Origin of the sequence: Nocardia anaemiae NBRC 100462 (genome assembly GCF_001612725.1) — a bacterium.
GTDB lineage: Bacteria > Actinomycetota > Actinomycetes > Mycobacteriales > Mycobacteriaceae > Nocardia > Nocardia anaemiae.
In genome coordinates, this window is record NZ_BDAZ01000058.1 from 1 (window position 1) to 17,269 (window position 17,269).

Consider the following 17,269-nt stretch of genomic DNA (forward strand, 5'->3'; position numbering starts at 1 on the left):
AGAGCCGACCGACACAACCTCGACCGCCAGCAGGACATCCTCGGGATTCCAGCGCGGAAGATTCTCATCGATCCCAGCAGCGGACACTGCGATGACGTCCGGCACCCGAACTGTGCTCGGTGGGCCCGGCTCGATTACCACCTCGGTCTCCGTCAACACGCCGTAACCGATTGGTATTTGAGGCTCCAGCTGTGCGGCGAGCCGCCAGATCGCACGCTGATGCTTCGACATCGGCCTCGGTGACCCGACGAGTACCCCCTCGACAAGCTCAAAGCTATGGCTGTTGTCCTCGGGCAGCGCGATCCAATCATCCAGCGTCAGAAGATGATCCGGAAAGTGCACAGTAGTCACCCTTACCTCCTCCCACCCGGATAGAGACCGGCCTCCAGTCTCCCATAGGTCAGTGCCCGCCTGCTGGAGCCTACGCCGATGGGGAGCCACACGAACATACTTTCGATAGTTCGCTTGCAGTCGTCGACTAACGTCCGGCGAGTTCGGCGACGACCGGAGCGAACCTGTCGGTGAAGTCGGCGCCGAAGACGAAGTAGGAGAAGCCGATCTCCTCCCGTCGCCGCTGGATTTCCTCGGTGGCGGCCGCCAACGCTCGGGCCTTCGGACCGAGTACGGCCATCGCCACGGGCGTGTGACGATCCGGGGCCGTCGAAATCCCGCAGCGCCGCGACGGTCTCACGTACCTGTGCCAGCCGCTTGCACGGCGGCGGTACGACGGGCACTCCCTTGTCACGGAACTCGTCCTCGATTCCCGGTCTGCCGGTGCCGATGCCCATCTCGAAACGCCCCTCGGTCAGTAGCGACAGCGCGTGCGCTTCCCACGCCGTCAGCCAGGCCGGGCATAGCGGAGAGGCGTACACCCAGGTGCCCACGTGCAGGTCGGTCAAGGCCGGTGGCCAGCATGGGACCGGGCGCCGGTTGCGTGAGCGGGAAGTCGGGCACCAGCAGCGTCGAGTAGCCGCTGTCGGCGATGCGGCGCACGCGATCTCGCCACGTCGTACGGCTGGATCGCCAGGTTGCCGCCTTCTTTCGCGGGTTTTGTCAACGCAGGTGCGCTAAGCCGATGAGGCATCCGGCGGTTGGGCGGCCCATTCGGTCACCGCGGTGGAGAACCGGGTCATCAGTTCGACCGATACTAGTCTCGCTGGGCCAGCTGGAATGTGACCTGAGGCACCCGGAATGCGTTGCGGTAAAGGGCTATTCGTATCGACTGTGGTCGCTTCGGATTCGGCGTTCCTGCGGATGAGCCACTGGTCGAGGCGATCCAAACTCCCGCTGCACACGATCGCGCCGGAACTGTCGAGAAGGTTCCAGCCGAATGGCGGGTTCGGCTCGCGCTCGACGCGATGGCCAGCTCCAGCGGCATTCTCGATGGCGCGCAACCACTCTCGTATCGAGGGCAGTTCATTCGCGTGCCGCTCGTCCGGCGGCATTTCCGGGGTCACTGCGGGTACCGGGCCGTGATCGGGGGCCGACACCTGGGGATCAGCTCCGCCCACAATTCGTGGCGGACGGCATCCCACAGCTGCGCCAGCTTCGGCCACTGGTGCCGCGCTTGGACCAGATCCGGATACGAGCCGGGATTGAATGTGATGATCGGTAGAGCCTCAGAAGTGTTGTGTACGTTCATGATTTCGACCTGTCGTAGATGATTCAGTCGCCAGGTGGCCTGTAAGCCGTCGATCTCGGTCCGATGGATCTCATGCATCTCGCCCTCCCACTTCGGGCCGATCGAGCTATCGGTTGACCCTTGCCTTCGCCGTGCCGTAATCAGATGCCTTCGCCGCCAACGTGTTTCGACCTAGCTGCGTGATCTCGTACCGTCCGCGCCGGGCTCCGGCAACGATCAGGTTCCGGCTGGCGAGGTTCGCCACGGTTTGCCGGGTCGTCCACGCGGTGAGACTCGCGGAAATCTTGATTTGCCGTTCGGTGAGCATCCCGCCGCAGCTCAGCGCCCGTAAGACGCGCGCTTGCGGTACGGAGAGGCTTCCTTCTTGCTGGGCCATGCCGATATGGTGGCGCAGGTCGGGCTGGGTACGGAGTCTCTGAACGAGAGTCTCTGCAAGGGGCGAGAACGCCCAGCATCATTCTTGGAAGTCACCTACGCTGATTCTCAGCTCGAGAATCAGCAGGTGCGCCGGTTGAGAAAGCAGGGGGCACAACTATGCCGAGGCAGGCAGACCTCAGCGGCACAACGCTTCAGCGACGCCAATTGGGTCGAGCACTACGGGACGCACGCCAGGCGCAGGGCTTGACGCTCGACCAGGTGGCTGCCGCAACGAAGATCAGCCGGGCTACGCTGAGCCGGATCGAGCTTGGGCAGTACGAGAAAGTCAGGGACATGGAGGTCGATTACCTGTCCCGGTACTACTGCCTGCCGGACGCCCGAATCGAGTATCTGAAATCTCTTGTCAGCCAAGCCAATGCCAAAGTCTGGTACCAGGACTATCGCCATCTGATCGTGCCAGGATTCGGCACGTACCTCGAGCTGGAATCATTCGCGTCGGACTTCTGGTTCTATCAGCCGATCGTCATACCTGGTCTGCTTCAAACGCCGGACTATGCCAGAACATTGGAACGACTTCACCGCCCGGAAGACTCACTGGACGAGATCAATACCCGAGTAGATCTCCGAATTCAACGGACAAGGATCCTCACGCGGCAGCACATGCCGGTTCGCGCAGAGTTCTTGTTGCAGGAGAACGTTCTTTATGCACTTGTTGGATCGGGCCAGATCATGGGTCCTCAGTTGCGGCACATAGCCGATCTGAGTACCCGCGACAACGTGACGATCCGGGTGTTGCCGTTCACGGCTGGCCTCCCGACCGGGAGCGTAATACCGCCACATATCATTCTCGACTTTCCGGACAATGAGCCGTCTGTCGTCTACACCGAAGCGGCCATTGGTTCAATGACTTTCGATGGCACCGAAGACGTGAAGCGCTTTCGCGCACTCCACAAAATCCTCCAACAAGCCACGCTGGAGGAACAGCCATCTCGAGATCGAATCAGAAAGATAGCAAGGAGATACGGATAGTGACCATCGACCTTTCCGGCGCACAGTGGTTCAAGTCGTCGCGTAGCGGCGGCCAGAACGAATGCGTCGAAATAGCTTGGCTCGCAGGGGGGTACGTCGGCGTCCGTGATTCCAAGAATCCCGACGGCCCGGCACTAGCCTTTACTCCCTGCGAATGGGACGCCTTCATGGCAGGCGTACAAGATGGGGAATTCAACCGGCCCGACGCCTAGACATTGACTGACATCGAGCGGCCCTGTTCCGGGACAGGGCCGCTTGCCGTATCTCTCGGCGTACCGGCGCACGGGGCTTATCCCGTGGTGCTCGATTCCTGGGGATCGGCTCGGTCTGGGTGTGCGAGAACGTCTGGGAAGCCGAACATTGCGACCAGTGCCGGATCGTGGAATGCGACCACCTGTGAGGCACCGGACGCTGTCGGCGCCAGTACGACGATGCCGTTTGCTCGGAAAGCACCGTCGGCGTCCCGGTAGATGACGGCGGCGGGTTGGCCGTTGGCTGTGGTAGCGAGCATCCGCCAGGTGCCGGGTGTGTCGAGCACGTATTCATCGAGCATGTGGATGCAGTTCTTGCGGCCTGCGTACCATTCGCGGAATGGCGTCGACTCGAGTGTGGCGTCGGTGCGCAGCACTTTTTCCAGCAGACCGGCGTCGGAGCGTTCGAAGGCTGCGATGTAGCCATCGAGTAGTGCGCGCGCTCGCGGGTCGGTCGGTTCGAGCAGTTGCTCGGGGTTCGGCTCCAGTTCGTCCAGCCGGGCACGGGCGCGTTGCAGACCGCTCTTGACCGCCGCCGTTGTGGTGTCGAGGATCTGTGCGGTTTCGGCCGCGGAGAATGCCAGCACCTCGCGCAGCATGAGGATCGCGCGCTGGCGGGCGGGCAGGTGTTGCAGGCTGGCGATGAGTGCCAGCCGTAGCGACTCGCGGGCGATCACCGCCGCGGCCGGATCGTCGGCGGACGGGGTGACCCACCCGTCCGGGAGCGGTTCCAGCCACGAAACCTCTTCCGGCGCAACGTGATTCGGCGGGCGATCGGGTCCGTCGTACGGACCTGCCAGGCCCGAGGGCAGCACCCGGATCCGGTGCGACGCCAACGCGGTCAGGCAGACATTGGTGGCGATCTTGTATAGCCAGGCCCGAATCGACGCGCGGCCCTCGAATCCGGCATAGGAACGCCACGCCCGCAGATACGTTTCCTGTACCAGGTCCTCCGCATCGTGGGCTGAGCCGATCATCCGGTAGCAGTGCGCCAGCAACTCCCGGCGGAATCGCTCGGTTTCGGCAGCGAACCGGTCCTGGTTCGCCGCCCGCAGCGCGTCCGCGGTCATGCCGCGAGTTTAGGCCGCGGCCGGGCGGCCGAACGCCCGATGGCACACCGCACCGACAGGCGGTTGTCTCGCGACGCCCACTCGTGGTCTGCCGCCGGAACCGTCAAACACCCCTGGTACGGCTCACCCCGCGCCCTGGATTGCCTGCTTCCCATGCGCTACTCCTTGTCCCTATCGGTCTCGCCGCTCGCAACCGTCGCGCATTACGACCGGGCCGCCATTGCAAAGGAATCGAAACCCAGGTCAGGGCAGCAGTGCCAGTTTGCCGATGGTGGAGCGGGATTCGAGTTCGGCGAGGACCTTCGGTCCGTCGGACAAGTCGTAGGCGGTGGGGCGGGCGGGGGTGACGACACCGTCAGCGATGAGCGTGGACAGCTCACCCATGAGCTCGCCGAAGATCTGCGGCGCGGCCTGGCTCAGCACGCCGATATTGAGGCCGATGATGTGGACCTGGTGCTTGTACACCAACTCCCAGTTGGTGATCGCGGCTTCACCGCCTGCCACGCCGTAGACGACGATCCGGCCGGTGACCCGCTTGGCCGCGGCCAGGCTGGCGTCGAATGTAGCGCCTCCCGCGGACTCGAGCACCAGATCAGCGCCGATGCCATCGGTCAGTTTCAGTACCTCGGCGCCAAGATTCTCTGTGCGCGAGTCCAGGACGTGGTCGGCGCCGAGTGCCCGCACCGTCTCGTGCTTGCCCGACGAGGCAGTGGCGATGACGGTCGCACCGTAGTGCTTGGCCATGGTCACCGCGGCCTGGCCGGTCGCGCCCGCCGCCGCGTGGATCAGCACGGTCTCCCCCGCGGCGATGCGGCCGAGCGGCTTCAGCGCGGCCAGCGCGGTGGGCCAGTTCACGACCAGGCCCAGCGCCTGCTCGGCGCTCCAGCCGACCGGCACCGGCACCGCCGCAGCCGCGGGCAGGACCGTGTACTCGGCGAAAGTCCCGTAGCCGACGCCGATTACGCGGTCCCCCGGCTGCGGGGCGCGCACTGCCTCTCCCACCGCCACGACCTCGCCGACTGCCTCGAAACCCGCCAGATACGGTGGCCGCGGACCACCGAGGAACGAGCCATAGGCCCGCGAGATATCGGCGAAGTTGACACCGGCGGCAGCGACCCGGATCAGGACCTCGCCCGGGCCGGGCACCGGTACCGGCGCATCCATGATCAAACGCATATCCTGCGGACCGTGCAGCGACGTCTGCTGCAGTGCGCGCATCGTGCTGGGAATACTCAACGCCATCAACTCACTTTCTCGGCTTGCCTCGTCGCGGTCGGCCACGTCGACGGGCCGCACCCTCGACATGTAGACCTGGGCGGCAACCGAAAGGAATCGGTAGCCGTCCCCGCGCTGTTCAGTGCATCAGCGACGGATCACACGCGGCAGCCGCTGCGAGCGGAAGGCACGGCGTTCGATCTCGTGAACGAAACGCCGAAAGAAATTCTGCGCCAAGCATTTCGAGCTGCGGACGGTCAGGATCCCGCGGCCTCGTCGGCGGTCCGCCAGTTTCCTGAGGGTCGGTCTGGTAGACGAGATACATCTCGCAGTGCAGGTGGGGACCGATGTGGCACGCTGGCCGTCTTGGCAGCAGCCCGTCACCAGTACGAAGCGCCTCGACTCGGGGCCAATTCAGGCTGGTTCGCAGTTCCGCTGGACCACATGCCACCGCCACCGCCAAAACCCCGCGACCACCCTGACCATCACCTCCACGGTCCAGCAGCTGCAACCCGGCCGGTGCATCCGCTGGCCCCGCAATCGGTGACGGTACGGGCATCGACGGCGGCACCATGTCTGGACCCTCACCCCGACGGACGACGGCGTCCTGGTCTGCACCGAGGAGAACTGGAACGGAGCCCAAGTCGAAGCAGACGTCCCGAACTCCACCCACTTCCTCGGCGCCGGTCTGGAAGCCTGGCTTGCCAACCTGCGTGCCGCCGCCGAAGATTAAGGAAAAACCCTGCCCGCCAACATGTCTCAGCATGAGCGCACAGACAACTACCCGCAGCACGGTCGGTCGGCATCGCAACCCTGCATTGCCGCCTGCGGCGGTGACAACCTAGACCCGCTGCGGCGCAGGACATCCTGCAACTACACTTCCAGCTCTCCTACTCGAGGCAACTGCGGTGTTGTTGCGATGCACCGAGGGCGGAAGGACTGCAGCGGCCGCACCGATTCGGGTACGGTTGCGTCAGATTATCGCTCGTTAGGGGGACCGCGGTTTGGCTGGGGAAGCGTCGGCAATGTCTGTCCTGCCTGATGAGGTCAAGGCGCTGGGGCGCTTGGCCTACCAGGTCGCAGAGCAGTGTCGTAGCGGATACTCAACCCTCGATACCGATGTCCGAGCGATGCTGGACAGCTGGACTGGGAACAACGCTGATGCCTTCGGCACCGGTTGGGAGGAACTTCACCAGGGCGCCGTCCAAGTGTGGGATGCGTTGTTCGCACTCGCGGAATCACTGGGGATAACCGCCGAGACCATCGGACAGACCGATCAATCGTCAGCTGGCGTCATCAGTTCCCTGGACCTGCCCTGAAAGGACGACACATGAGTGCTGAGGTGCGACAGTTCTCAGTCGACCTTGATCAGTTGGATAAGCTGGCCGACCGCATCCGCGGATTGGCCGGATTCATTACGGACCAACTGGTGGCGATCGACCAGAAAGCCAAGGAAGTCGAAGCAGTATGGTCCGGGAGCGCGGCAGCGGCATATAGCGAGGCCCACACCGAGTGGACAGCAGGCGCAACCGCCATTCAGGAAGGTCTTGCCGCACTGCATGAGGCCGCGAAACATGCTCATACAGGCTACATAGGCGCCGTCGCCGAGAATTTGCGAATTCTGGGTATATGACTGTTATTGATGTAGATCCGAAGGCCTACTATCAAGCTGCCACAAATTGCTTCGATGCGGCTGCGGCCATAGCGGACAGTTTCCTTTACGTTTTCAAGGAATTGTCTGATTGTGGTTCGATGGCTGGCGTCGACGAAGACGGCCAGAAGTGGGCGAGTTCTTACAATAGCTCCGCTGACGAAGCGGTCGCATTCTTCCAGGATGTACACAGTACGCTGACGTCCTACGGCAGCGCTCTCAATGACCTCGGTTTCAATCATGCCCAGGCTGATGCTTCATTGAAGGGTACACCGCAATCGGAAAGGCCAACCGACAAAGCCGTCCCAGTTTTTGGTCCATTTCCAATTCCAGCTTCGGCGGGCGGGCCAGGAAAAGGAATCATCGACAGTGGCATAAATATTCTCAGCGAAATCGGCATCCCAGTCCCCGATGGCGACACCGGAAAACTCGCAAAAGCGGCTGACGCCTGGGACCGATTGGCCACAATCTACCAAAACACTAACGCTCGTGACAAGATAACCATCGCCGCCAGCCTATTCGATAGCGCGAATTCTGCCGATGCTGTTCAAGTCCATGCAGACCTCAAATCTGTCGAAACCTCCATGTTTCAACTACTGGACATTTGCAAACAGATTAGCCAGTCCTGCACCGACTACAAGAACGCATTGAAAGAACTCCGAGACGAAATAAAGGGGTTCCTCGAAGATCTCGCCAAAGAACTCGCTATCGATGCCGCCGTCACGATAGGCCTCTCCTTGATCAGCTTCGGCGCTGGAGCGCTAACCGCGGTAAAGGCGCTCGACACAGCCCGTCGTTGGGCAAAGAGAATCAAAGATGGCGTTATCGCCTGGCGGGCCCGCAAAGTTGCACAAATCAAAGGCTTGGCCGATGATGCGATCGCGTCTATGGCCAGGGCTCGCCAAGCGGTGAAAGATCTTCTGGAACGACTACGTAGCAAACTCGGCGGCGGCGTGAAGAGTCCATCGAAACCGGCACTAACCCAGAATGATCTCGATGCACTGTCGGACTATACTGGACCCGGCTACTGGGATCTCAATCAGGCTCTAAGGAGTGGAACGATGGACGCATCGCAGCAGGCCAGAGTCAAGGCAATCGAAGAAGCGCTGTCGAAGCTTCCGAACTACGAGGGTAGGGTATTTCGCGGTACGGATCTTCCGCAGAGCGTCCTGGACAAGTACAAGCCTGGCCAAATTGTGACCGAGGATGCGTTCACAAGCACCTCCTCGGCGTCCTCGACCGCCTTCCCGGGTAATACACAGTTCACCATTATTTCGAAAACCGGGAAAGATGTCTCAGCGTATTCCTCGACGGAGGCAGCTGGCATTGTGGAGAATGAAGTACTATTTCCGCCCGGTGTCAATTTCCAGGTAGTGAGCAAGATTTTCGACACAAATACGGGTAAGACCTTCATACAATTGATAGAAAGGTAGCGTCTCTCGATGAGTGAGAAAATTGCTGGAAAAACTTTCCGGTCACTGGAAGAGGCGGGTCTCGAGCCGCTGAGCAAAGAGGAACTCGAACAGGCGGAGAGAATGTTTGCCGAAGCGCGTGCAGAGGTCGCTGCTGTTCCACCCGAGAAGCGGAGACCGGCATCACCAAAATTCTATGATGATACGAGCGGCACTGAATTCGAAAATCTGTGACCCGATTGTCGATCTCTATGTGAGCGCACCTGCACGAAACTGAACAAAGGCACGGCCGGTGGAGGCCGTGCCTTTGCGCGTTGCACACCCGGCATGGGCGCTCGAGAGCACCCCCGTTTCTTCGTACGGTCAGGCCGCGGCCCAGGCCGGGCGCAGTGTGTTCATCGGCGGGCGGTCGGCGAGCGAGACTTCCGTGCTGTGTGCGGTGAAGGCGTCGCCGATCAGCGGGAACTGGGTCAGGGCCGCACCGGAGTCCTGGACACCGCTGCGGCCGAGGACGGTGCCGAGGATTTGGCGGCTCATTACGCCGAGGTCGGCGAGGGGGCGGTTGCGGTGGGTGCGTACACCCAGGTTCACCTGGCCGATCGCGGATAGGCCGAGGCGGTCGTAGGTGTCGAGGAGCAGGCCGATCTCCACGCCATAGCCGGGGGCGAACGGTACCGAGGCGAGCAGTTCGCGGGTGCCCGCGTATTCGCCGCCGAGCGGCTGCAGCACCTGCGACAGTTCCGGACGCAATGCGGCGAGCAGCGGACGGGCCACCAGTTCGGTGACGCGACCGCCGCCGTGTGCGTCGACGGCACCGGCCTGCCGCAGCGGTCTGCGGTAGTAGGCCTTGACCAGATGCATACCGTCGACGAGCAGCAGCGGGCCGAGCAGCTTCGGCACGAAGGCCGGATCCGGATCGATGAGATCGGAATCGACGAAGGCGATGACATCGCCACTGGTCACCGCCAGCGACCGCCACAGCACCTCGCCCTTGCCGGGCAGCGGATCGAGTTCGGGGACGGCCTGTTCCCGACTGATCACCTCCGCGCCCGCGGCCAGCGCGCGTTCGGCGGTGGCATCGGTCGATCCGGAATCGAGCACGATCAGCTCGTCGACCAGGGTGCCGAGCAGCGGTCGAATGCTGGCCACCACATCGGCGACGGTGTTCTCTTCGTTCAGTGCGGGCAGCACCACCGAAACGGTGCGTCCGCGCTTGGCGGCGATCAGTTCCTCGACCGTCCAGCCCGGGGTGTCCCAGCTATTCGTCGTCGCCCAGAGCGGGCTGTCGTGGTGGTGGAAATTCATACCAGACCTCGCAGGGTTCGTGCGGGGGGCCGGATGCCCTGTATCGCGGCGATCATGTCCACGACGCGCCTGGTTTCGGCGACCTCGTGCACTCGGAAGACTCGGGCGCCGGCGGCCGCCGACCATGCTGTTGCTGCCAATGTGCCCTCCAACCGTTCGGATAGACCGACACCTAAAGTCTCCCCGATAAAATCCTTGTTGCTGAGCGCCATCAAGACTGGCCATCCGGTATTTACAAGAACGTCTATTCCCCGCAACAACTCGAGCCCGTGGTAGGTGTTCTTGCCGAAATCATGGGTCGGATCGATCAGAATCGAATCCTTGCGAACCCCGGCCGCGACCGCATCTTCTGCGGCACGCGACACGGTTTGCGTTACTTCTGCCACCACATCGGCATAGCGCACCCGATGCGGACGGGTGCGCGGGACGGCCCCGCCGGTATGACTGCATACGATGCCGACGCCCCGGTCGGCGGCCACATGCACCAGATCCGGATCGGCACCCGCCCAGGTGTCATTGATCAGGTCCGCGCCCGCGGACACTGCGGCATCGGCGACCTCGGCGCGCCAGGTATCGATGCTGATCAGTAGCTCCGGATACTTCTCCCGGATCGCCGCGACGAACGGGACCACCCGGCGAGCCTCTTCCGCCGCATCGACCACGGTGCCGGGACCGGCCTTCACCCCGCCGATATCGACCAGATCAGTGCCCTCGTCGACCGCGCGCGCGACCGCGTCCATGGCGGCCGCGTCGGTGAAGGTCGCGCCCTTGTCGTAGAAGGAGTCGGGGGTGCGGTTGACGATGGCCATCACCAACGCCCGATCCGTCGCCACCGGCTTGCCGCACAAGGTGGGAAGCGGCGCTGCGGTGGGGCTGAACATGCCCCGACTGTACCTAGTCCTGTAACACGGCCTCAGGGAACGGGCTGTGGACGGTGCATTCTTGGGACGCGCAACAACGGATTTCGCCAGCACCTGGGCAACTGGTCGGGTACGCCCAAAGCGTCGCCGTCCGATCGACGCTAGTTCTTGGGCGCGCGGGCTGCGGCCACGTCGGCGACGTATTCGTCGTAAGCCGGGACATAGCCGTCGGCGCGACCGGCGAGCACATACAGCTGGCTGTCGGCATCGGGTGCGTAGCCCTGCTTGCGGAGTTCGACCTTGCGGCTCTTGAAGGTCGAGGTCTGCTCGAGTTCGGCGACGACCCGGATGAACAGCGGAACCGCATAGCCGGGCAACCGGGAATAGGCCAGTTCGGCGAGCGCGCGGCCGTCGAATTCGGCGTCCGGGTGCAGCGTCACCGCAGCCATACCCGCCTTGCCGTCGGCGCCGGGGATATCCACGCCGAATACGACCGCCTGCGAGATCGCGTCGGATTCGGCGAGCGCACCCTCCACCTCGGTGGTGGCGACATTCTCACCCTTCCATCGGAAGGTATCGCCGAGCCGATCGACGAAGGCGATGTGGTGCCATCCTTGATCACGCACCAGATCGCCGGTGTCGAACCAGACGTCTCCGTCGGTGAAGCCGTCGCGAACCAGCTTCGCCTCGGACGCGGCCTTATCGGTATAGCCGTCGGCGGGCGAACGATCGGTGACCTTGGCCAGCAGCAGGCCGACCCCGCCGCCCCGCACCCGACGCAGCCGACCGTCCTTGTCGCGCTTGGGCTTTCCGGTCGCATCGTCGTATTCGACGATGGCATAGGGCAATGGCCCGAAGCCCGCCGTGCGATCCACCCCGAAGGCATTGATGAAGGCGATATTCACCTCGCTGGCGCCATAGAATTCGACGATCCGGCCGATGCCGAAGCGGCTCTTGAACTCGTCCCACAGCTCCGGCCGCAGCCCATTGCCGACGGCGAGCCGGACCCGGTGCTGCCGATCGGTCGGCTTGACCGGCTGATTGACCAGGTATCGGCAGAGTTCGCCGATGTAGATGAATGCGGTCGCCTGTTCCCTGATGATCTCGTCCCAGAACCGGGAGGCGGAGAACTGCCTGCCGAGTGCGAAGGTGCCACCCGCGGCCAGCACCGACGACAGCGCGACGGTCAGTGCGTTGTTGTGATAGAGCGGCAGGCAGCAGTACAGAGTGTCGTTGCCGTGCAGGCGAATTCCGAGTCCGCCCAGTCCGGACATGCTCTTGGTCCAACGCAGATGTGTCATCACGCTGGCCTTGGGCAGGCCGGTGGTGCCGGAGGTGAAGATCAGGAAGGCGCGTTCCTTCGCGGTGACCTGTGCGCAGCTCGGCGGATCGGCCGGGTCGGCGTCCTCGGCCGACTTGTGCAGATCCTGCGAAAACAGCACATCGGCAAGGGGTTCGGCGAGGGAATCCAGTGCGGCCTGGCATTCTTCGCCGACCACGTTGAGCACGCTGTCGAGCAGTCCGAAGCTGTGCGCGAGCACCTGATCGCGCTGGTGGTGGTTCAGCAGGCCGACCGTCGCGCCGAGTTTCACGGTGGCCAGCACCACGAAGAGGGTTTCCGGACGGTTGGTCATCAGCACGCCGACCACGTCACCGCGGCGCACGCCGCGATCGGCCAGCACCCGCGCGTACCGGTTCACCTGTGCGTTGGCCGCACCGTAGCTGAAGGTTTCGCCCTCGAATTTCAGGAACGGCCGGTCCGGATGCCGATGCGCGTTGCGTTGGAAGTACAGACCGACCGAGGATTTGTCATCCGGCCGCACCAGCATGCCGAGCGCGCCGCGCAGCATGGACGGTGCGTCCAATGCCATGAGCGGCAACCTTTTCGCGATATCGAATAGGCTGACCTTCGGTTGGGCGGCGGTGCTCATGCGTCAGTTCTCCTCGTCGAGAATGGTGCCCGGCTCCTTCGTCACCTCGGATGCCAGCACCGGCTTCAGTGCCGCGAAGGCCGCGGACAGATCGTCGACCACGGTGATCCGGGCGATGGCCGACTGGGACACGAACTTCCGATCGTAGAGTTGGTCCAGCCAGTCGAACAGCCCCTGATAGAAACCATTGTGATCGAGCACAACCACGGGCTTGTCGTGTTGGCCCAGGTAACCGCCGGTCCAGGTTTCGAAGAATTCCTCCAGTGTGCCGATGCCGCCGGGCAGGGTGAGGAAGGCGTCGGCGCGGTCCTCCATGACCTGTTTGCGCTGGCGCATGGTGTCGGTGACGATCAGTTCGTCGGCATCGACATCGGCTACTTCCTGGTGCACCAGGTGTTTCGGGATAACACCGACGGTGTGCGCACCGCCCGCACGAGCCCCGGTGGCGACCGCGCCCATCATCGAGACGTGACCGCCGCCGGAAACCAATTGCCAACCGCGCCTTGCGATCTCGGTCCCGACCCGGGCGGCGAGAGCGAGCATCGCCGGATCGGCGGTGCTGGCCGAGCAGTAGACGCAGACCGCGTATCCGCCTGCACTCACCACTGGTCCTCCGTTCCGAGCGCATCGGTGTCGGTGGCGCCGTCCGCGGTGGCCAGGATGATCTGCACGACCTCCTCGACGCTGTCGGTCACATGCAGCAGGCCCAGGTCGCCGGGTGAGATCTTGCCGGAGCCGCCTAGTGAATCGCGCAGCCAGTCGACGAGTCCGGCCCAGTACTTGCTGCCGAACAGGATGATCGGGAAGCGGGTGATCTTGTGAGTCTGCACCAGGGTGAGCGCCTCGAAAAGCTCGTCCAGGGTGCCGAATCCGCCCGGCAGGCAGATGAATGCCTGCGAGTACTTCACGAACATGGTCTTGCGCGCGAAGAAGTAGCGGAAGTTGATGCCCAGGTCGACCCATTCATTGAGGCTCTGCTCGAACGGCAACTCGATGCCGAGCCCGATCGAGTACCCGCCCGCCTCCGACGTACCCCGGTTCGCGGCCTCCATCACGCCGGGGCCGCCGCCGGTGATCACCGCGAATCCGGCCTGTGCCAGCGCGCCGCCGATGGCCATGGCGGCGTGATACTCCGGATGCCCCGCCGGGGTGCGGGCCGAGCCGAAGACGGTGACCGCGCGCGGCAATTCGGCGAGCGCGCCGAAGCCCTCGACGAATTCGGCTTGGATGCGCAGCACCCGCCACGGATCGGTATGCACCCAATCGCTTGGTCCGTGCTGGTCCAATAGGTTCTGGTCGGCGGTGCCGCCCGGTTTGCGATCGCGGCGGAACATGATCGGTCCGCGGAATTTGGGTGTCGACTTCGGCGTGCTTGCGATCTCGTTATCGGCGGCTTCGGTGGACATGGCGCCCACGCTACCGGGATGCGCCGGTGAGGTAGCCGCGCAGCACCTCGGCGACCGAGCTGATCTGGGCGACCGGGACGTGTTCATCGCGCTTATGGGCGAGATTGGGGTCTCCGGGACCGAAATTCACCGCCGGAATGCCGCGGGCGGCGAAGCGCGCGACATCGGTCCAGCCGTATTTGGCGCGCACACTGTCGGCGCCGACCACGGTGATCAGATCCTTGGCGGCGGGGGCGGACAAGCCGGGCAATGCGCCCGCGGCGGCGTCGGTGAGCTCGAAATCGAGTTCGAGTCCGTCGAATACCTCGCGCACATGTTCGGTGGCCTGCGCGACAGAGCGATCGGGGGCGAAGCGGAAGTTCACGTCGACGTCGGCCTCGTCCGGAATCACATTGCCCGCAACGCCACCCCCGATGCGGACTGCGGACAGGCCCTCCCGATAGACGCAACCATCGATTTCGACATCGCGGGCTTTGTAGTCGGCGAGGCGCTGCAGCACCGGCGCCAATCGATGAATCGCATTGTCGCCCTTCCATGATCGCGCCGAGTGGGCCCGCACGCCCTTGGTGGTGAGCCGGGCGCGCATGGTGCCCTGGCAACCCGCCTCGATGACACCGCCGGACGGTTCGCCGAGGATAGCCAGATCACCGACGAGCCAATCCGGGAGCTCGCGCTCGATGTGGTTGAGGCCGTTGTACTTCGCGGAGATCTCCTCGCAGTCGTAGAACATCAGCGTCAGATCGTGCACCGGTTCGGCGACGGTCGCGGCCAGATGCAGGAAGACCGCGTCACCGGATTTCATATCGACGGTGCCGCAGCCGTAGAGCTGGCGCTCCCCATCCTCCTCCACAAAGGTGCTCGGCACATTGTCGGCGATGGGCACGGTATCCAAATGACCGGCCAGGATGACCCGAGTCGGCCGCCCGAGATCGGTGCGCGCGAGCACTACGTTCCCGTGCCGCAGCACCTCGAATCCGGTGGTCTGCTCACGCAGTGCCCGCTCGACCAGGTCGGCGATGACCGCCTCGTCGCGGGAGACGCTGGGGATGTCGACGAGGGCTGCGGTCAGCGTGATGGGGTCGGCGCGCAAGTCGAGGGTCACGGCTGCCAGCCTACGACCGCGATATTCCGCCCCGATCGGGTCCGTCGGCATTTGCCGCGACGCGGTGGTCGATATGTACCGGCTTCCGCTGCGCCTCGACGTGCGTGCGGACATGACACTCGGACGGCCGACCGGCAACCTCGCCGAGCAGGCGAACCGGGCAGCACCACTCGACTGGGAGCGTTTGCCGGTCAAGTCTGCGGCGTCCACCACCCCAGCCGCTGACAGGGTCCGGCACCATGCCCCTCGCGAGTCCGCACCACCACCCGAGCCATTGGGAGCATTTGCCAAGCGAGTCGCGGAACAGCCACCCGAGCCGTGGAAGGCAATCGCCAGGCGGGTCTGCGGCGCCGCGTCGACGTGGCTCACCACGCGAGCGCATGGGTGGGTAACCTCTGATGACGTGAGCATTCAGGGAGCAGCAGCAGTCGGTATCGCCAATGTGACCGCGGACGGGACCGTATTGGATACCTGGTACCCGAATCCGGAATTGGGCGCGTTCGGTGACACCGGCACCAAGCGCCTGGACGAGGCGCCCGCGGCATACGCGGCGCTGCTCGGATTCGACGAGGCGCGCGGGGTCGATGTGATCGCGGTGCAGACCACGATCGCCGATCTGTCCGCCGCTCCGGTGGACGCGCACGATGTGTACCTGCGGCTGCACCTGCTCTCGCACCGGCTGGTCAAGCCGCACGAGGTGAGCCTGGAAGGACAGTTCGGGCTGCTCAGCAATGTGGTGTGGACCAACCACGGTCCGGCCGCGGTGGAGGGTTTCGAGGCGACGCGAGCCAAGCTGCGTGCGCGCGGACCGGTCACCGTGTACAGCATCGACAAGTTCCCGCGGATGGTCGATTACGTCGTGCCGTCGGGTGTGCGCATCGGTGACGCCGATCGGGTCCGCCTCGGCGCGCATCTGGCCTCCGGCACCACCGTCATGCACGAAGGCTTCGTGAACTTCAACGCGGGCACCCTCGGCGCCTCCATGGTCGAGGGCCGCATCTCCGCGGGCGTCGTGGTCGGCGACGGCTCCGATATCGGCGGCGGCGCCTCCACCATGGGCACCCTGTCCGGCGGCGGCACGACCATCATCTCCATCGGTGAGCGCTCCCTGCTCGGCGCCAACTCCGGACTCGGCATCCCGTTCGGCGACGACTGCGTCCTGGAGGCCGGGCTGTACCTCACCGCGGGCACCAAGGTCACCACCCCCGACGGCACCGTGGTCAAGGCCGCCGAGCTCAGCGGCCAGAACAACCTGCTGTTCCGCCGCAACTCCACCACCGGCGCCGTCGAGGTCGTGCACCGCAAGGGCACCGGCATCGAACTCAACGCCGACCTGCACGCCAACGACTGAGCCAGCGCCGCACCGCTGCCCGGGCTTCCGTCGAACGTAGTCGAATGGTGGCCGCCCACACCAAATTCGACCGCCATTTCACTACGCTCGGCGCGCTGCCGGAGGCAGCGAGCGGCTGGATGCGATGACTTCCGCGTAGGCCGACCGCGAGCCCGTCGACGACCAGAACGCGGACCTGGCTCGGTGGGCGCGGCCGGACTTGATTCCCATGATGGGTGATGCCGTTCGTTCTGCGACAGGCCCTACCCGTGGGTAACGCCTGCCTCCAGGCCGAAGGCGATCACCCGGGTGGGGTGGATCCGGATCATCTCTCGGGAAACACCGGAGATGTAGGGCTCCACATCGGTCAATTGTTCTGCGGTGCCGCGGATTTCGAGGCAGCGAACGCGCCAGGGCTGGACCGAGGCGACATCGTCGACGACGAAGGCGATGCGGTTGTTGCTGGCGATATTGCGGAATTTCCAGGACTTGCCCATATTCCAGCCCGCGATATCGATCGTGCCGAGTTCGGCGTTGTAGCGGAAGCCGACCGGGCTGTTCTGGGGTGAGCCGTCGGGGCGTACGGTCGCCAGTCGGCCCAGGCGCTGGGTGGCCAGGTAGTCGATCTGTTCAGGTGTCAGTACTGCGCTCATACCGGCGACCGTAGAACCTGAACTGAAGTAGAGG

Annotated in this window: 20 protein-coding genes; 7 read left to right on the forward strand and 13 right to left on the reverse strand. The window is 64.1% G+C overall.

What is annotated here, in order from left to right:
- From NA5_RS40720 to NA5_RS28735, 4 genes are all read right to left on the reverse strand, one after another.
- The coding region (locus NA5_RS40720) for a Uma2 family endonuclease (RefSeq protein ID WP_169811374.1) at window positions 1-351 on the reverse strand (351 nt) is incomplete at its 3' end.
- A 127-nt stretch (window positions 352-478) separates the two neighbouring features.
- A complete protein-coding gene (locus NA5_RS42465; protein WP_245672448.1) occupies window positions 479-631 on the reverse strand; it encodes a hypothetical protein in 153 nt (50 codons plus the stop codon).
- A gap of 822 nt (window positions 632-1,453) precedes the next feature.
- Window positions 1,454-1,720, reverse strand: a complete 267-nt coding sequence (locus NA5_RS28730) for a hypothetical protein (protein ID WP_062991600.1) — start codon at window positions 1,718-1,720, stop codon at window positions 1,454-1,456.
- A gap of 28 nt (window positions 1,721-1,748) precedes the next feature.
- Window positions 1,749-2,018, reverse strand: a complete 270-nt coding sequence (locus NA5_RS28735; RefSeq protein ID WP_062991602.1) for a hypothetical protein — start codon at window positions 2,016-2,018, stop codon at window positions 1,749-1,751.
- 158 nt (window positions 2,019-2,176) lie between these two features.
- Between NA5_RS28735 and NA5_RS28740 the strand changes: the two genes are divergently transcribed.
- The gene (locus tag NA5_RS28740; RefSeq protein WP_063813647.1) at window positions 2,177-3,049 is read left to right on the forward strand and encodes a helix-turn-helix domain-containing protein; all 873 of its coding nucleotides are present in this window, start codon (window positions 2,177-2,179) and stop codon (window positions 3,047-3,049) included.
- Window positions 3,049-3,261, forward strand: a complete 213-nt coding sequence (locus tag NA5_RS28745) for a DUF397 domain-containing protein (protein ID WP_062991606.1) — start codon at window positions 3,049-3,051, stop codon at window positions 3,259-3,261. The genes NA5_RS28740 and NA5_RS28745 overlap by 1 nt, the downstream gene beginning before the upstream one ends.
- 77 nt (window positions 3,262-3,338) lie before the next feature.
- On the opposite strand, the gene NA5_RS28750 is transcribed toward NA5_RS28745, so the two are convergent.
- Together NA5_RS28750 and NA5_RS28755 are read right to left on the reverse strand one after the other, a co-directional pair.
- Complete coding sequence (locus NA5_RS28750; protein ID WP_062991608.1) at window positions 3,339-4,370, reverse strand: RNA polymerase subunit sigma-70; 1,032 nt, start codon at window positions 4,368-4,370, stop codon at window positions 3,339-3,341.
- Between the two features lie 243 nt (window positions 4,371-4,613).
- Window positions 4,614-5,666 carry a zinc-binding dehydrogenase gene (locus tag NA5_RS28755; RefSeq protein WP_245672444.1) on the reverse strand — a complete coding sequence of 351 codons (1,053 nt, stop codon included), beginning with the start codon at window positions 5,664-5,666 and terminating at the stop codon, window positions 4,614-4,616.
- A 944-nt stretch (window positions 5,667-6,610) separates the two neighbouring features.
- Between NA5_RS28755 and NA5_RS28760 the strand changes: the two genes are divergently transcribed.
- The 4 genes from NA5_RS28760 to NA5_RS39630 are packed head-to-tail and all read left to right on the forward strand — an operon-like array spanning window position 6,611 to window position 8,882.
- Window positions 6,611-6,904: a WXG100 family type VII secretion target gene (locus NA5_RS28760; protein ID WP_062991610.1), complete on the forward strand. Its 294-nt coding sequence runs from the start codon at window positions 6,611-6,613 to the stop codon at window positions 6,902-6,904.
- Between the two features lie 11 nt (window positions 6,905-6,915).
- Window positions 6,916-7,218 carry a WXG100 family type VII secretion target gene (locus NA5_RS28765; RefSeq protein WP_062991612.1) on the forward strand — a complete coding sequence of 101 codons (303 nt, stop codon included), beginning with the start codon at window positions 6,916-6,918 and terminating at the stop codon, window positions 7,216-7,218.
- The gene (locus NA5_RS28770) at window positions 7,215-8,669 is read left to right on the forward strand and encodes an ADP-ribosyltransferase (RefSeq protein ID WP_084484494.1); all 1,455 of its coding nucleotides are present in this window, start codon (window positions 7,215-7,217) and stop codon (window positions 8,667-8,669) included. The genes NA5_RS28765 and NA5_RS28770 overlap by 4 nt, the downstream gene beginning before the upstream one ends.
- Window positions 8,670-8,678: 9 nt before the next feature.
- Entirely contained in the window at window positions 8,679-8,882 is a 204-nt protein-coding gene (locus tag NA5_RS39630; RefSeq protein WP_084484495.1) for a hypothetical protein, read from the forward strand.
- Window positions 8,883-9,011: 129 nt separating this feature from the next.
- On the opposite strand, the gene NA5_RS28775 is transcribed toward NA5_RS39630, so the two are convergent.
- The 6 genes from NA5_RS28775 to dapE form a co-directional block, all read right to left on the reverse strand.
- Window positions 9,012-9,953 carry a glucosyl-3-phosphoglycerate synthase gene (locus NA5_RS28775; RefSeq protein ID WP_062991616.1) on the reverse strand — a complete coding sequence of 314 codons (942 nt, stop codon included), beginning with the start codon at window positions 9,951-9,953 and terminating at the stop codon, window positions 9,012-9,014.
- Window positions 9,950-10,834 carry a dihydropteroate synthase gene (folP, locus tag NA5_RS28780; RefSeq protein ID WP_062991618.1) on the reverse strand — a complete coding sequence of 295 codons (885 nt, stop codon included), beginning with the start codon at window positions 10,832-10,834 and terminating at the stop codon, window positions 9,950-9,952. The genes NA5_RS28775 and folP overlap by 4 nt, the downstream gene beginning before the upstream one ends.
- Window positions 10,835-10,974: 140 nt before the next feature.
- Window positions 10,975-12,744 (reverse strand): long-chain-acyl-CoA synthetase, encoded by a 1,770-nt coding sequence (locus tag NA5_RS28785; RefSeq protein WP_062991620.1) that lies wholly within the window; start codon window positions 12,742-12,744, stop codon window positions 10,975-10,977.
- A 3-nt stretch (window positions 12,745-12,747) separates the two neighbouring features.
- On the reverse strand, window positions 12,748-13,350 hold the full coding sequence (locus tag NA5_RS28790; protein ID WP_281201765.1) for an LOG family protein: 603 nt from the start codon (window positions 13,348-13,350) through the stop codon (window positions 12,748-12,750).
- Entirely contained in the window at window positions 13,344-14,150 is an 807-nt protein-coding gene (locus NA5_RS28795) for an LOG family protein (RefSeq protein WP_062991747.1), read from the reverse strand. Before NA5_RS28795 ends, NA5_RS28790 begins: the two co-directional genes overlap by 7 nt.
- A 10-nt stretch (window positions 14,151-14,160) precedes the next feature.
- The gene (gene dapE / locus NA5_RS28800) at window positions 14,161-15,303 is read right to left on the reverse strand and encodes a succinyl-diaminopimelate desuccinylase (RefSeq protein ID WP_062991622.1); all 1,143 of its coding nucleotides are present in this window, start codon (window positions 15,301-15,303) and stop codon (window positions 14,161-14,163) included.
- Window positions 15,304-15,655: 352 nt separating this feature from the next.
- Here dapE and dapD point away from each other — a divergent pair, with 352 nt between their 5' ends.
- On the forward strand, window positions 15,656-16,603 hold the full coding sequence (dapD, locus tag NA5_RS28805; RefSeq protein ID WP_062991751.1) for a 2,3,4,5-tetrahydropyridine-2,6-dicarboxylate N-succinyltransferase: 948 nt from the start codon (window positions 15,656-15,658) through the stop codon (window positions 16,601-16,603).
- A gap of 242 nt (window positions 16,604-16,845) precedes the next feature.
- Here dapD and NA5_RS28810 read toward each other — a convergent pair whose 3' ends face one another.
- Window positions 16,846-17,235, reverse strand: a complete 390-nt coding sequence (locus NA5_RS28810) for a PPOX class F420-dependent oxidoreductase (protein ID WP_062991624.1) — start codon at window positions 17,233-17,235, stop codon at window positions 16,846-16,848.
- Window positions 17,236-17,269: the final 34 nt, after the last annotated feature.

What these genes read in the sequence shown, in the direction of transcription:
- NA5_RS42465 (WP_245672448.1), bottom strand. Translation starts at nt 631, where the DNA reads ATGGCCGTACTCGGTCCGAAGGCCCGAGCGTTGGCGGCCGCCACCGAG.
- NA5_RS28730 (WP_062991600.1), bottom strand. Translation starts at nt 1,720, where the DNA reads ATGCATGAGATCCATCGGACCGAGATCGACGGCTTACAGGCCACCTGG.
- NA5_RS28735 (WP_062991602.1), bottom strand. Translation starts at nt 2,018, where the DNA reads ATGGCCCAGCAAGAAGGAAGCCTCTCCGTACCGCAAGCGCGCGTCTTA.
- NA5_RS28740 (WP_063813647.1), top strand. Translation starts at nt 2,177, where the DNA reads ATGCCGAGGCAGGCAGACCTCAGCGGCACAACGCTTCAGCGACGCCAA.
- NA5_RS28750 (WP_062991608.1), bottom strand. Translation starts at nt 4,370, where the DNA reads ATGACCGCGGACGCGCTGCGGGCGGCGAACCAGGACCGGTTCGCTGCC.
- NA5_RS28760 (WP_062991610.1), top strand. Translation starts at nt 6,611, where the DNA reads ATGTCTGTCCTGCCTGATGAGGTCAAGGCGCTGGGGCGCTTGGCCTAC.
- NA5_RS28765 (WP_062991612.1), top strand. Translation starts at nt 6,916, where the DNA reads ATGAGTGCTGAGGTGCGACAGTTCTCAGTCGACCTTGATCAGTTGGAT.
- NA5_RS28770 (WP_084484494.1), top strand. Translation starts at nt 7,215, where the DNA reads ATGACTGTTATTGATGTAGATCCGAAGGCCTACTATCAAGCTGCCACA.
- NA5_RS39630 (WP_084484495.1), top strand. Translation starts at nt 8,679, where the DNA reads ATGAGTGAGAAAATTGCTGGAAAAACTTTCCGGTCACTGGAAGAGGCG.
- NA5_RS28775 (WP_062991616.1), bottom strand. Translation starts at nt 9,953, where the DNA reads ATGAATTTCCACCACCACGACAGCCCGCTCTGGGCGACGACGAATAGC.
- folP (WP_062991618.1), bottom strand. Translation starts at nt 10,834, where the DNA reads ATGTTCAGCCCCACCGCAGCGCCGCTTCCCACCTTGTGCGGCAAGCCG.
- NA5_RS28785 (WP_062991620.1), bottom strand. Translation starts at nt 12,744, where the DNA reads ATGAGCACCGCCGCCCAACCGAAGGTCAGCCTATTCGATATCGCGAAA.
- NA5_RS28795 (WP_062991747.1), bottom strand. Translation starts at nt 14,150, where the DNA reads ATGTCCACCGAAGCCGCCGATAACGAGATCGCAAGCACGCCGAAGTCG.
- dapE (WP_062991622.1), bottom strand. Translation starts at nt 15,303, where the DNA reads ATGCCGACGGACCCGATCGGGGCGGAATATCGCGGTCGTAGGCTGGCA.
- NA5_RS28810 (WP_062991624.1), bottom strand. Translation starts at nt 17,235, where the DNA reads ATGAGCGCAGTACTGACACCTGAACAGATCGACTACCTGGCCACCCAG.